This is a genomic window from Caulobacter sp. GW821-FHT12A07 (assembly GCF_058807655.1).
This window is the reverse complement of record NZ_JBXAQX010000011.1, coordinates 43,086-56,334: the sequence shown is the minus strand read 5'-3', so window position 1 is coordinate 56,334 and position 13,249 is coordinate 43,086. Positions and strand designations below refer to the sequence as shown.

Below are 13,249 nucleotides of genomic sequence, written 5' to 3'. Positions count from 1 at the left end.
TTTACGCTCGCTTTACTGGCAGGCGAGGCACTCTTCGTAGTCGGTCTTTTCCGCGACGTCGAAGCCGCCCTCACCCGCCTCGGCCTTGCCGTCGGCGCCGGCGTAGGCCGCGCGCTGAACCGACTTGGAGCGCAGGTAGTAGAGGCTTTTGACGCCCCGCTCCCAGGCCTGCCAGTGCAGCATGTGCAGGTCCCACTTGTCGACGTCGCCGGGCAGGAAGATGTTCACCGACTGGCTCTGGCAGATTTCCGGCGTGCGGTCGGCGGCCAGTTCGACCACCCAGCGCTGGTCCAGTTCGAAGGCGGTCTTGTAGACGTCCTTCTCGTCCTGGCTGAGGAACTCCAGGTGCTGGACCGAGCCTTCGTTTTCCAGGATCGAACCCCACACCAGGTCGGTGTTCTGGCCCTTCTCCTCGAGCAGCTTCTCCAGATAGGGGTTCTTCACCGCGAACGAGCCCGACAGGGTCTTGTGGGTGTAGATGTTGGCCGGGATCGGCTCGATGCCGGCGCTGGTGCCGCCGCAGATGATCGAGATCGAGGCGGTCGGGGCGATGGCCAGCTTGTGCGAGAAGCGCTCCTTGGAGCCGCGATCGGCGGCGTCCGGGCACGGGCCCTTCTCTTCGCCCAGGGCGATCGAGGCCTTGTCGGCCTCGCGGCGCAGGTGCTTGAACATCCGCATGTTCCAGCTCTTGGCCAGGGCGCTTTCGAACGGCACGTTCTGGCTTTGCAGGAAGCTGTGGAAGCCCATCAGGCCCAGGCCCACCGAACGCTCGCGCATGGCGGCGTAGGCGGCGGTCGAGGCCGCGTCCGGGGCGCGATCGATGAAGTCCTGCAGGACGTTGTCGAGGAAGCGCATGACGTCCTCGATGAAGGTCGGGTGGTCGCGCCACTCCAGGAACGTCTCGGCGTTGACGCTCGACAGGCAGCAGACCGCGGTGCGCTCCTTGCCCAGGTGGTCGGTGCCGGTGTGCAGCATGATCTCGCTGCACAGGTTCGACTGGCGCACCTTCAGGCCCAGCTCGCGCTGGAACGACGGCATGGCGCGGTTCACGGTGTCGGAGAAGATCAGGTAGGGCTCGCCGGTCTGCATGCGCAGATCCAGGATCTTCTGCCACAGGCCGCGGGCCTCGACTTCGCGCAGCACTTCGCCGGTCTTGGGCGAGCGCAGGCCGAACTTCAGGCCGTCACGCACGGCGTGCATGAACTCGTCGGTGATCGAGATGCCGTGGTGCAGGTTCAGGGACTTGCGGTTGAAGTCGCCCGAGGCCTTGCGGATTTCCAGGAACTCTTCGATTTCCGGGTGGTGGATGTCGAGATAGACGGCGGCCGAGCCGCGGCGCAGCGAGCCCTGCGAGATCGCCAGGGTCAGCGAGTCCATCACGCGGATGAAGGGGATGATGCCCGAGGTCTGGCCCTGGCCCTTGACCTTCTCGCCAATCGAACGGACGCCGCCCCAGTAGGTGCCGATGCCGCCGCCGTTGGCCGCCAGCCAGACGTTCTCGTTCCAGACGCCCAGGATGCCGTCGAGGCTGTCGTTGACGGCGTTGAGGAAGCAGCTGATCGGCAGGCCGCGATCGGCGCCGCCGTTGCTGAGCACCGGGGTGGCCGGCATGAACCACAGGCGGCTCATATAGTCGTAGACGCGCTGGGCGTGGTCGGCGTCGTCGGCGAAGGCCGTCGAGACGCGCGCGAACATGTCCTGGTAGGACTCGCCCGGCAGCAGATAGCGATCTTCCAGCGTGGTCTTGCCGAAATCGGTCAGCAGGGCGTCGCGCGAACGATCGACCTCGACCTTGCGCACCAGCGCCAGGGCCGGACGTTCCTTGAAGGCCGACGCAGGGCGCGCGGCAGCTTGAATCTTGGTCGCTTCACCAGCGGTCATGTGCAGAACCCGTCCATTTACCATGCGCTTGCGAGAAGCCGTCCGCTTCCGGCGAAGCCGCTAGATATAGTGGGCGTTGCGCCCCCAGAGCCCATATATGGGGCCACAGACCCCGCCTCTTCGTCAACGGGTCGGAACGCTTCCGAGGCGAGTTTTTCGTTAACAAGCTGTGAACGCCTGGAGGTTCCCCGTGCGTATCAAGGGGTTGCCCACATGAGAATTTTTCGGCGCGGCGAAGCGCCGCAGCAGCGTTAACGAAGCTCCGCGACCGGAGGGGTCGGCCAACCGACGATTCCGGATTCTTCGGAAGGGTTCGGAGCAAAAAAGAGCGGGGATATGTGGGGCGGGATCAACAGGAAAGCCCTCCCCCTTGATGGGGGAGGGTTGGGTGGGGGTGATGCGGCGGCGAGCGCCTGGCGCCACGGCCGGCTCAGCAGGTCACCCCCATCCCCGACCCTTCCCCCATCAAGGGGGAAGGGAGAATAGCCCCCCCTCTCCCGCAAGGGGAGAAGGCCAGACAGCAAAAGGCCCCGGAGTTTCCTCCGGGGCCTTCGCATTTCGTCGGGAAGCCAAGAGCCTCCGTCCGGGATCCGATCTTAGAAGTTGATCGAGATCGTCGAACGACGGTTCAGCGGTTCCTTCACGCCGTCGCCGGTGGCGACGGCCGGGGCGCTTTCACCCTTCCAGTCGACGCCGAGGGTCGATTGGGCGACGCCCAGACCGACCAGAGCGTCGGCCACGGCCTTCGCACGACGTTCCGACAGGCGGACGTTGTACTTCGGCGAGCCCGAGGTGTCGGTGTGACCGACGACCACGATCTTGGTGGCCTTGCCGTCGTTGGCGTACTTCGCGGCTTCCGAAACCACCGACTGGGCTTCCGGCGTCAGCACGTACTGATCGAACGGGAAGTAGACGATGAATTCGCGCGCTTCGAACGCCGGCGGAGGCGGCGGGGGAGGCGGCGGGGGCGGAGGCGGCGGAGGCGGCGGCGGCGGGGGAGGCGGCGGCGGCGGGGGCGGCGGCGGGGGCGGCGGAGCCGCGAACGAGTACCGCAGGCCGACCGTCAGCGACTGGTCGCTGTACTGACCTTCGAACGTGCCCGGCTGCAGAGCGGCCGAACCCTTCGACTGCCAGCTGTGGTCGTCGGTGGCGAAGTAGCGGTAGGTGACGTCGAGCTTCAGCTTGTCGGTCGCCTTCCAGGCCAGACCGGCGATGCCCTGCCAGGCGATCGCGATGTCGTCGTCGTCGACGGTCAGGTTCTGGATCGCCGGGTTGGCGGTCGTGATCGCGCCCGAGACGCCGCTGAACTGACCCAGGGTCTGGACGTCCAGGCGGTTGACGCCGAGACCGGCGCCCAGGAACGGGTTGATCTTGGCGTCCGGCGCGAAGTCGTACAGGACGTTGAACATCAGCGACCAGGACTCGATCGAGCCTTCCGGACCGCCGCAGCGCGGAGCCGCGGTCGTACGGGTCACGCCGGGGGTGCAGAGACCGATCGGCTGCTGACGGACGGGGTTGCCGCGGACGCTCTTCAGGTCGCCCGGACGGTAGCCGCCTTCGAGTTCAGCGCGCCAGTTCGGGGTGAACTGGTAGCCCAGACGCACGAAACCGGTCCAATCGGAGTCGGTGTTCCAGGTCCAGTGATAGTGAGCGCCGTCCGGAGCGTTGCCATCCGACTCGCTGGTGACTTCGTTCGGCCAGTGGTAGCCGAGGTCGACCGCGCCGTACCAGCCGGTCTCTTGGGCCGAAGCGCCCGACGCGGCGAACACCGCGGCCAGGGCGGCTCCCGCCAGGAGTTTGAGTTTCATATCAAGAGCCCTCTATTGCCCTGCTCGGCCCAACGGCCGAGCATCGTTATACCAAGGCGCACGTTCCGCGAAAGTGTCGGCTCGGCAACACCGTCCAAAGTTTCACCGAGGCGGAAAGCCCCCCGCGACACCTCACGGTCGCCCTGTGAAACCCGCTCGCCGAATCTGGCGACCGGGGTTTCCCGAAGGCGTCCGCTCCCCTCTCGGTTCGCACGCAAAGCGCGTCCGCGCAAGGCCTTCCGTAGCGTCGTGCAGGTTCTAGAGGCGGAAAAATGGCCGTAATGGCCAAGTTTTCCACATGGTGTCCGGCTACCTGCGACCTTGATGGGCGCAGGCGGACCTCACCCGGCGTCGCGCAGCCGCTTGCGCTTTCCGCCCAGGGCGTCAGGCCGGTTGAGCACCTTGCGGTATTCGTCGCGGCGCTCGTGGATCGAGGCGATGACCAGCCCCATGGGCACGCCGATATCGACCAGCACCGCCTCGGAAAGCTGCAGCGAGGCCTCGATGGTCTCCGGAACGGCGTCGGTGGCCCCCAGTTCATAGAGCCGCGCGGCGTGGCGGGCGTCGCGAGCGCGGGCGACGATGGTCAGGTCGGGACGATGGCCCCGGGCGGCGGCGACCACCGCCTCGGCGGCCTCGGGCGCATCCATAGTGACGACCACCGCGCGGGCGTGATCGAGGCCGCAGCGCTCGAGCAGCTCGATCCGGGCGGCGTCGCCGAAATAGACGCGGTGGCCGGCGCGGCGGCCCTGCTGCACCAGACCAGGGTCGCGGTCGATGGCGATCCACGGCAGGTCGTGGCGGTCGAGCATGTCGCCGACCAGCCGCCCCACGCGTCCAAAACCGACCACCAGCACCCGCCCTTTGGGCTCCTCGGTCGACAGGTCCACGCCCTCCGGCGTCTCGGAGGTCTCGGCCGGGGTCTTGCGCCCCAGCCGCGCGCCAATGCCGGTCAGGGCCGGGATCAGGAACATGGTCAGGGTGGCGGCCACCAGCACGGCCTGGCCGACCGAGGGGCTGACCACCTCGGCGTCCATGGCGTTGGCCAAAAGCACGAAGGCGAACTCGCCGCCGGCCGCCAGGGCGAGAGCGCTCTCGGCCGAGGCCCGGTTGGACAGGCCGAACAGCTTGCCCAGACCGAACACCATGGCCGCCTTCACCACCACCAGGCCGACGGCCGTGCCCAGCACCAGGACCGGCGAGGCGACCAGCAGCGACAGGTCCAGGCGAATGCCCAGCGACACGAAGAACAGAGACAGCAAAAGGCCCTTGAAGGGCTCGATCTTGACCTCGACCTCGTGGCGATACTCGGTCTCGGCCAGCAGCACGCCGGCGACGAAGGCGCCGAGGGCCATCGACAGACCCGACAGCGCGCTGACCAGGCCCGCCCCGATGATCACCAGCAGGCAGGCGGCCATGAACATCTCTTCGCTCTTGGCCTTGGCGACCGAGCGCATCATCGGCCGCAGCGCCAGACGACCGACCAGCACGATGCCCCCCAGGCCGAGAGCCGCCGGCAGCAGGGCCAAGAGGCCGCGAGCGTCGAACTCGCCATGGCCGCGCCCCAGGATCGCCAGGGTGATCAGGATCGGCGCCACCGCCAGGTCCTGGAACAGCAGCACCGAGAAGGTCGCGCGACCGCCCTCCGCGTGCAGCCGCTTGCGCTCCGCCAGCACCGGCACGGCGATGGCGGTGGACGACAGGGTCAGGGCCGAGCCGATGGCCAGGGCCGCCACCGGCGACTGGCCCAGCAGCATGGCCACCGCCCCCAGGGCCAGCGAGCAGCCGACCACCTGGGCCGCGCCCAGGCCGAAGACGTATTTGCGCAAGAGCCGCAGGCGCTCCCACGACAGCTCCAGCCCGATCATGAACAGCAGGAAGACGACGCCGAACTCGGCCAGCTGGCCGATCTCGTCGGGATTGTCGACGGTGACGTAGTCGAGCCAGGGGGCGATGCCGATCAGCCGACCCAGGCCGAACGGCCCCAGGATCACGCCGGCCAGCAGGAAGCCGAGGATGGGGTTGATCTTCAGGCGCTTGAACAGCGGCGCGACGATCCCGGCCGTGGCCAGGAACAGGACCAGATCCTTGTAGTCCGCCGGTGAAACCTCGTGGTTCAAGCGCCCTGCCCTCCTTGGTCGATCCTAATCAGTCGCCGCCTTCAGCCGTACGCCGGGCCCCCACGCGCTCGTTTCCGGCGCGCCGCCCTCGACCGCCGCGATCAGCACCGCGCCGCCCTCTTCGAGCGCATCGATGAGAAGCCGCTCGGTGCTATGGTGCAAGGCGTGGCGCTCGGTCTCGAAGTCCTTGACCGTGCTGCGCGACACCCCCGCCTTGTCCGCGAGCTCGCCTTGCGACCAGTTGAGTAGGCCGCGGGCGCCCCGGCATTGGGCCGGAAGGAGAATTTTTGCGTGAGGCATCTGGAAACTCGCGGGCTTGTCACCCATATTGGTTGAGTACGCCCGAAAAAGATGACCGTCAAGGAGGCTTCATGCACCACACCTCGCTGATCGCAACCATCGTCGCGGGGCTTGGCCTGGCCTTCGTCTTCGGCGCGCTCGCCAACCGGTTGAAGCTTCCCGTGCTGGTCGGCTACCTGCTGGCGGGCGTCATCGTCGGCCCCTTCACCCCGGGCTATGTCGCCGACCAGGAGCTCGCTCCGCAGCTGGCCGAGATCGGCGTCATCCTGCTGATGTTCGGGGTCGGCCTGCACTTCTCGGTCAAGGACCTGATGGCGGTGCGCAAGATCGCCATCCCCGGCGCCGTCGTGCAGATCGCCGCCGCCACCGTCATGGGCGTGGGCCTGGCCGTCGCGCTGGGCTGGGGCTGGGGCGCGGGCGTGGTGTTCGGCCTGGCTTTGTCGGTCGCCTCGACCGTGGTGCTGCTGCGCGCCCTGCAGGAGCGCCGGCTGATCGAGACCGACCGCGGACGCATCGCCGTCGGCTGGCTGATCGTCGAGGACCTGGCCATGGTGCTTGCCCTGGTGCTGCTGCCGGCCCTGTCGGGCCTGATGGGCGGCACCCCGCCGGCCAACGCCTCGGGCGGCCTCTTGATGACCTTCGCCATCACCATCGGCAAGGTCGTCGCCTTCGTCGCCTTCATGCTGATCGTCGGCCGCCGGGTCATTCCCTGGATCCTGCACCGCATCGCCCACACCGGCTCGCGCGAGCTCTTCCGCCTGGCGGTGCTGGCCATCTGCCTGGGCGTGGCCTTCGGCTCGGCCGCCCTGTTCGGCGTGTCCTTCGCGCTCGGCGCCTTCTTCGCCGGCATGATCATGGCCGAGAGCGAGCTGTCGCATCAGGCCGCCAACGAGACCCTGCCGCTGCGCGACGCCTTCGCCGTGCTGTTCTTCGTCTCGATCGGCATGCTGTTCGACCCGATGGTGCTGCTGCGCGAGCCGCTGGCGGTGCTGGCCACCGTGCTGATCATCGTGGTGGGCAAGTCGCTGGTCGCCTACGCCCTGGTGCTGGCCTTCAAGCGTCCGCAGAGCGTGGCCCTGACCATCTCCGCGAGCCTCGCCCAGATCGGCGAGTTCTCGTTCATCCTGGCCGGCCTGGGCGTGTCGCTGAAGCTGCTGCCGGCGGAAGGCCGCGACCTGATCCTGGCCGGCGCCATCCTGTCGATCCTGATCAACCCGCTGCTGTTCGCCTGGCTGGACAAGGCCATGGTCAAGGTCAGCGTCAAGGAGGCCGTCGAGCCGGTGGCCGCCGCGGCCCAGCCGCACGCGGTGCTGGTCGGCTACGGCCGGGTCGGCAAGGCGGTCGCCGAAGGCCTGAAGAACCGCACGCCGCTGGTCGTCATCGAGGACGAGGGCGACCGCGCCATCGAACTGCGCGAGGCCGGCTTCGAGGTGGTGCAGGGCAACGCCGTGCGTCCCGAGGTGCTGATGCAGGCGGGCCTGGACAAGGCCACCCACGTCTTCGTCGCCGTGCCCAGCCCCTTCGAAGCCGCGCGGATCATCGAGCAGGCCCGCGCCGCCAACCCCGACGCCCGCATCGTCGCCCGCGCCTATACCGACGCCGACGTCGACCTGCTGACCCAGATGGGCGCCACCGACGCCCTGATCGGCGAGCAGGAGATCGCCCGGGGGATGCTGCAGCGGGCGCCGCGCCGTCAGCCGCCGCCGGCCACCGCCCACTAAACCCCTCTCCCCTTGCGGGAGAGGGTGGCCTCCGAAGGAGGTCGGGTGAGGGGGCGCACCTACAGAAACGCCGCGACAGCTGTTCAGCCGTCGCGGCGTTTTGCGTTTGAGAGACCCCTCATCCGTCGGCTGACGCCGACACCTTCTCCCGCAAGGGGAGAAGGATCAGGATCACTTCTTCTTCGCCGCCGACCTGCGCGAGAGCATGTTCAGGCCCTCGACGCCGGCCGAGAAGGCCATGGCGGTGTAGATGTAGCCCTTGGGCACGTGCACCCCGAAGCCCTCGGCGATCAGCACGGTGCCGATCATCAGCAGGAAGCCCAGGGCCAGCATCACCACGGTCGGGTTGTTGTTGATGAAGTTGCCCAGCGGGTCGGCGGCCAGCAGCATCACGGTCACGGCCGCGATCACCGCGATGACCATGATCGCCAGGTGCTCGGTCATGCCGACGGCGGTCAGGATCGAGTCGATCGAGAACACCAGGTCCAGCAGGATGATCTGGAAGATCGCCGCGCCGACGTTGGAGATCGCAGCCCCCGTCTTGTCGAGCACGTCGTGGCTTTCCTCCTTGGGATCGACCGTGTGGTGGATCTCCTTGGTGGCCTTCCAGATCAGGAACAGGCCGCCGGCGATCAGGATCAGGTCGCGCCAGGAGAAGGCGGTCTCGAAGGCCGGCTCGCCGTGGCTGCCCACCGGGCCGACGATGCCGAGGTCGAAGACCGGAGCGGTCAGGCCGACGATGAAGGCGATGGTCGACAGCAGGACGAGGCGCATGATCAGCGCCAGCGAGATGCCGATGCGGCGCACGCGCTGGCGATGCTCGGGCGGCAGCTTGTTCGACAGGATCGAAATGAAGACCAGGTTGTCGATCCCGAGGACGACTTCCATGACCACCAGGGTGACGAGGGCCGCCCATGCGGCCGGGTCTGCGGCGAGGTGAAGGAGTTCGTTCATGGGTCCTGGCTAGGCTGTGGACAAGTTGATCACGCCCCAGCCCGCCGCGAGCCCCGCCGCGGCCGCCAAAACGGCGGTCGGCGAAATGCGGCGAAACTGGGACTTGGAAATGCAGATATGACCGACGCCGCCCATATCAAGCCCCTGACCGCGCTTCGTTTCTTCGCCGCCTTCTGGGTGGTGATGTATCACTACTGGCCAAACCTCGCCGTCACGGGCGCGGTTCCGGGCGTGGTGGCCAAGGGCTACCTGGGCGTCGAGGCCTTTTTCGTGCTGTCCGGCTTCATCCTCTGCCACGTCTATCTGACGGCTTTCGGCGAGGGCCGGTTCGGCTATGGCGGCTTCCTGTGGAACCGGCTGGCGCGGGTCTATCCGCTGCACCTCTTCACCATGGCCGGCGTCGGGCTGATGGCCATCGCCGCCGGGATCGCCGGCATCGCCGTCGACAAGAACATGCTGGCCTGGGACGCCCTGCCGGCCAACCTCTTGATGGTCCAGGCCTGGGGCTTCGCGCCGGTGTCGGGCTGGAACCACCCCTCGTGGTCGATCTCGGCCGAGTGGTTCGCCTATCTCAGCTTCCCGGCCTTCGCTTATCTCGCCTGGAAGCTGCGCGAGCGGCCGCTGGTGCTGCTGGGCGCCGCCCTGGCGGTGATCGCGGCGCTCTATCCGGCTTTCGAAAAGCTGGCCGGCTTCCCGCTGACCGAGGCGACGATCCGCTGGGGCGCCCTGCGCATCGTGCCCTGCTTCTTCTATGGCTGCGCGCTCTACACCCTGTGGAAGAGCCAGACGCTCAGCCTGCGCGGAGCGGGAATCGGGGCCGCGGTGGCGGGGGTGCTTCTGCTCGCTACAGTGCAGCTCCAGGCGCCAGATGCGTTGATCGTGGCCATTTTGGGCGGTTTTATTCTATCGCTGGCGCGCCTGGCCAAGGCCGGTTCGAGCTTCGCCACTCAAAGCATCTTCGTGTATCTGGGCGAGATCAGCTACTCGACTTACATGATCTGCATTCCGTGGAAAATCCTGGCGGTCAACGGCGCGGCCAAGCTCTTGAATATCGATGGCGACAAACTGCCGCTTCTGGTCTGGGCGTTAATCGTCGCAGCCTTGATTCTGCTGTCCGCGGCCTCGTACCACCTGGTGGAAAAGCCGGCCCGGGACTTGATGAAGTCTTTGGCCAAGCGCCGCAGTGGCGCCGCCACAACCGTCACTGTGGCTCAATAAACACTCTTTTCATATTTTTCCCCCAGGGTTATCGACTTACCCAGTGACGCGGGGGAGTACCCACAGCATGACGAAACGGAAGAGAGCCCTCTGGGGTTCCCTGGCCGCTGCGGCCATGGTCAGCCTCGCGCCGATCTCGAGCGCCGTGGCCGACGGGTACTGGCAGTGCGTCCCCTTCGCCCGCCTCATGTCGGGCATCCAGATCTTCGGCGACGCCCGCACCTGGTGGGGCCAGGCGGTCGGCAAGTACGACACCGGCTTCACGCCGAAGGCCGGCGCCGTCCTCTGCTTCAAGCCCACCGCCCGCATGAACCTCGGCCACGTGGCCTTCGTTTCGCAGGTTCTGACCGACCGGGTGATCCAGGTCACCCACGCCAACTGGTCCGTCATGAACGGCGCCCGCGGCCAGGTCGAACAGGACGTCACCGTCGTCGACGTGTCGGCGGCCGGCGACTGGAGCCAGGTCAAGGTCTGGTACGACCCGATCCGCGATCTGGGCACCACGGTCTATCCGACCCACGGCTTCATCTACCAGAACCAGCAGGCGGTCACGATCGCCGCCGCCACCAGCAAGCTGGCGCTCGCCCAGAACGCCGCCGTGTCGCTGGCCAAGCAGGCCGCCAATCAGGTCGCCTCGTCGGTCCGCGCCAACCCGCTGGACATGATCAACCAGGCCGCCGACTCGACCGACCGCATCGCCGCCCTGATCGCCGCCGCCCAAGGCGACGACAAGCCCGCTCAACAACAGCGCTGATCCCCCGGTCCATCGCGTCGCGCGCTGGCGCGTTGACGCGACCCTTCGCCTGGGCCACACCCGCGGGGTGAAGGTCCGGGTCGATCCATGCTGAGAGTTCTCCGACAAGGCGCCCCGGGCTTCGAGCCGGGCGGCCATACGCCCGACTGGCGCCTGCCGTCCGACGCCGTCTGGATCGAGCTCGTCGACCCCACCCGCGCCGAGGAAGTGGCCGTCGAGCAGTCGATCGGCCTGCTGCTGCCCACCCGCGAGGAGATGGCCGAGATCGAGGCCTCCTCGCGCCTCTACCAGGAGGACGGCGGCACCTTCATGACCGCCACCATCCTGGTCAACGCCGAGGGCGAGCTGCCCACGGCCGCGCCGGTGACCTTCGTGCTGACCGGCGACAAGCTGGTGACCATCCGCTACGTCGAGCCGCGCGCCTTCTCGGTGTTCACCGCCCAGGCCGAGCGCCAGCCCAGCCTGTGCCCCGGCGGCCCGCAGACCTTCCTTGGCCTGCTCGACGCCGTCATCGACCGCACCGCCGACATCCTCGAGCGCACCGCCAGCGAGGTCGAGACCCAGTCGCGGATGATCTTCGGCCGCCCGCGCGGCGCGGCCTTCGAGAAGATCCTCGAGCGCCTGGGCCGGGCCCAGATCGTCAACGCCAAGGCCCGCGACAGCCTGGTGAGTCTCGCCCGCCTGCTCAGCTTCGCCAGCCTGGCCGAGCAGTTCGAGGGCGACCGCGAACTGCGCGATCACCTCAAATCGCTGCAGCGCGACGTGACCTCGATCACCGACCATTCCAGCTACCTGTCGGGCAACATCACCTTCCTGCTCGACGCGGCGCTCGGCTTCATCAACATCGAGCAGAACCAGATCTTCAAGATCTTCTCGGTGTTCTCGGCCGTGTTCCTGCCGCCCACCCTGATCGCGGGGATCTACGGCATGAACTTCGAGCACATGCCCGAACTGCGCTGGCTGGAGGGCTATCCGATCGCGCTGGGCCTGATGCTGGCGGCGGCGCTGATTCCCTTGATGTGGTTCCGCCGAAAAGGCTGGCTGTGATTTGTTGCACAGCTGAAAAACAAACCGTTCCTTAAATGGAGCGGCGTCATAAGTTGCGGGAACCCTTGATAAAAAGCCTATGTCGCCCCTTCCCGCCACAGCGCCGCAAAGCCTGATCCGCAGGCCCCAGGCCGCCGCCGTCAAGGCCGCGGTCGAGGCGCATGGCCGCTATCTGAAGGGCCTGCCCGCCGGCCGCCGCGCGTCCCTGGCCTATATCGACCTCTCGCACTTCGAGCTCGACGGCGTCGACCTGTCCGAGGCCGACCTCACCGGCGCGCTCTTGGCCGGCGCTTCGCTGCGTGGGGCTGTGTTGGACAGGGCGGTGCTCTACGGCGCCGACCTGCGCGACGCCGACCTGCGCGGCGCCCGCCTGGTGCGGGTGGACATGCGCGGGGCCTATCTGCGCGGCGCCAACCTGTCGGGGGCCGACCTGTCGGGCTGCGACCTGCGCGAGGGCCTCACCGCCGTCCAGGACGGAGCCGAGGGCTTCCGCCTGCTGCGCCACGCCGAGGACCGCGCCGGTCTCGACTACGCGATGCTGAAGGGCGCCAGCCTGGCCGGCGCCCAGATGTCCGACGCCTTCGCCCGCGCCGCCGACCTCACCGACGCCGACCTGTCGGGAGCCACCCTGTCGGGCGCGCGGCTGAACAACGCCACCATGAACCGCGTCGACCTGACCGGAGCCGAGATCTTCGGCGCCGACATGTCGGGCGCCCTGCTCAAGCGGGCGGTGATGACCGGGGTCGACGTCTCGGGCGCCAATCTCGAGGACGCCGACATGGCCGGGGTGCTGCGCGCCCCGCCGCCGCTGATCTATGTCGACGACCAGCCCCTGCACGACCTGCTCGACGAGCACGAGCGCTTCTGCACCAGCGGCGGCGCCCAGGGCCGGGCGATCTCGATCCCGCAGGTCGACTTCCGTCCCCTGCGACGCCTCAAGGGCCGCAAGCTGAGCGGCCTGTCGGCCCCCGGCGCGATCTTCTTCGGCATGGACCTGGAGGGCGTCGAGCTGCAGGGCGCCAACCTCGTCGGCGCCGACCTGCGCGGGACCAAGCTGAAGGGCGCCGACCTGCGCGGCGCGCGCCTGGCCGACGCCGACCTCGCCCGCGCCGACCTGACTGGCGCCAAGCTCGGCCCGCTGGTGATCAGCGAGGGCCGCGCCCTGCGCACAGACCTGACCCGCGCCACCCTGCGCGCCGCCAACCTCACTGGCGCCGGCGCCGTCCGCGCCCGCCTGATCGACGCCGACCTGGCCCGCGCCAACCTCGCCGGCTGCGACCTGCGCGGCGCGGAATTGCCGGAAGGCTTTACCGGCAAGTGACCCTTCTCCCCTTGCGGGAGAAGGTGGCGGCCGAAGGCCGACGGATGAGGGGTCTCTCAGATGGGAGACGCCTCGCCCGACCTGGCCGCTGCACGCAGCTTCGAGGCCTGAGAGACCCCTCACCC

The 13,249-nt window shown here is 68.1% G+C and carries 10 protein-coding genes; 5 read left to right on the top strand and 5 right to left on the bottom strand.

What is annotated here, in order from left to right; translation table 11 throughout:
- Nucleotides 1-12: 12 nt before the first annotated feature.
- The 4 genes from AC1RRS_RS19895 to AC1RRS_RS19880 all read right to left on the bottom strand — a co-directional run bounded on the left by AC1RRS_RS19895 (nt 13) and on the right by AC1RRS_RS19880 (nt 6,109).
- Entirely contained in the window at nt 13-1,881 is a 1,869-nt protein-coding gene (locus AC1RRS_RS19895) for a ribonucleoside-diphosphate reductase subunit alpha (RefSeq protein ID WP_492856657.1), read from the bottom strand.
- A 596-nt stretch (nt 1,882-2,477) separates the two neighbouring features.
- Nucleotides 2,478-3,689: an OmpA family protein gene (locus AC1RRS_RS19890; RefSeq protein ID WP_492856656.1), complete on the bottom strand. Its 1,212-nt coding sequence runs from the start codon at nt 3,687-3,689 to the stop codon at nt 2,478-2,480.
- A 341-nt stretch (nt 3,690-4,030) separates the two neighbouring features.
- On the bottom strand, nt 4,031-5,809 hold the full coding sequence (locus AC1RRS_RS19885; RefSeq protein WP_492856655.1) for a cation:proton antiporter domain-containing protein: 1,779 nt from the start codon (nt 5,807-5,809) through the stop codon (nt 4,031-4,033).
- A 24-nt stretch (nt 5,810-5,833) separates the two neighbouring features.
- Entirely contained in the window at nt 5,834-6,109 is a 276-nt protein-coding gene (locus tag AC1RRS_RS19880) for a helix-turn-helix domain-containing protein (RefSeq protein ID WP_492856778.1), read from the bottom strand.
- A 71-nt stretch (nt 6,110-6,180) separates the two neighbouring features.
- Here AC1RRS_RS19880 and ybaL point away from each other — a divergent pair, with 71 nt between their 5' ends.
- The gene (gene ybaL / locus AC1RRS_RS19875) at nt 6,181-7,830 is read left to right on the top strand and encodes a YbaL family putative K(+) efflux transporter (protein ID WP_492856653.1); all 1,650 of its coding nucleotides are present in this window, start codon (nt 6,181-6,183) and stop codon (nt 7,828-7,830) included.
- A 171-nt stretch (nt 7,831-8,001) separates the two neighbouring features.
- On the opposite strand, the gene AC1RRS_RS19870 is transcribed toward ybaL, so the two are convergent.
- On the bottom strand, nt 8,002-8,784 hold the full coding sequence (locus AC1RRS_RS19870) for a TerC family protein (RefSeq protein ID WP_487292213.1): 783 nt from the start codon (nt 8,782-8,784) through the stop codon (nt 8,002-8,004).
- Between the two features lie 117 nt (nt 8,785-8,901).
- On the opposite strand from AC1RRS_RS19870, the gene AC1RRS_RS19865 reads away from it, so the two are divergent.
- The 4 genes from AC1RRS_RS19865 (at nt 8,902) to AC1RRS_RS19850 (ending at nt 13,124) form a co-directional block, all read left to right on the top strand.
- Nucleotides 8,902-10,002, top strand: coding sequence for an acyltransferase family protein (locus AC1RRS_RS19865; RefSeq protein ID WP_492856652.1), 1,101 nt, complete (start codon nt 8,902-8,904; stop codon nt 10,000-10,002).
- A gap of 67 nt (nt 10,003-10,069) precedes the next feature.
- Nucleotides 10,070-10,756, top strand: coding sequence for a CHAP domain-containing protein (locus AC1RRS_RS19860; RefSeq protein WP_487292215.1), 687 nt, complete (start codon nt 10,070-10,072; stop codon nt 10,754-10,756).
- Nucleotides 10,757-10,843: 87 nt separating this feature from the next.
- Complete coding sequence (locus AC1RRS_RS19855; RefSeq protein WP_110122176.1) at nt 10,844-11,803, top strand: magnesium transporter CorA family protein; 960 nt, start codon at nt 10,844-10,846, stop codon at nt 11,801-11,803.
- Nucleotides 11,804-11,882: 79 nt separating this feature from the next.
- Complete coding sequence (locus tag AC1RRS_RS19850) at nt 11,883-13,124, top strand: pentapeptide repeat-containing protein (protein WP_492856651.1); 1,242 nt, start codon at nt 11,883-11,885, stop codon at nt 13,122-13,124.
- The last annotated feature ends 125 nt before the right edge of the window (nt 13,125-13,249 follow it).

What these genes read in the sequence shown, in the direction of transcription:
- AC1RRS_RS19850 (WP_492856651.1), top strand. Translation starts at nt 11,883, where the DNA reads ATGTCGCCCCTTCCCGCCACAGCGCCGCAAAGCCTGATCCGCAGGCCC.
- AC1RRS_RS19890 (WP_492856656.1), bottom strand. Translation starts at nt 3,689, where the DNA reads ATGAAACTCAAACTCCTGGCGGGAGCCGCCCTGGCCGCGGTGTTCGCC.
- AC1RRS_RS19895 (WP_492856657.1), bottom strand. Translation starts at nt 1,881, where the DNA reads ATGACCGCTGGTGAAGCGACCAAGATTCAAGCTGCCGCGCGCCCTGCG.
- ybaL (WP_492856653.1), top strand. Translation starts at nt 6,181, where the DNA reads ATGCACCACACCTCGCTGATCGCAACCATCGTCGCGGGGCTTGGCCTG.
- AC1RRS_RS19865 (WP_492856652.1), top strand. Translation starts at nt 8,902, where the DNA reads ATGACCGACGCCGCCCATATCAAGCCCCTGACCGCGCTTCGTTTCTTC.
- AC1RRS_RS19870 (WP_487292213.1), bottom strand. Translation starts at nt 8,784, where the DNA reads ATGAACGAACTCCTTCACCTCGCCGCAGACCCGGCCGCATGGGCGGCC.
- AC1RRS_RS19860 (WP_487292215.1), top strand. Translation starts at nt 10,070, where the DNA reads ATGACGAAACGGAAGAGAGCCCTCTGGGGTTCCCTGGCCGCTGCGGCC.
- AC1RRS_RS19880 (WP_492856778.1), bottom strand. Translation starts at nt 6,109, where the DNA reads ATGCCTCACGCAAAAATTCTCCTTCCGGCCCAATGCCGGGGCGCCCGC.
- AC1RRS_RS19855 (WP_110122176.1), top strand. Translation starts at nt 10,844, where the DNA reads ATGCTGAGAGTTCTCCGACAAGGCGCCCCGGGCTTCGAGCCGGGCGGC.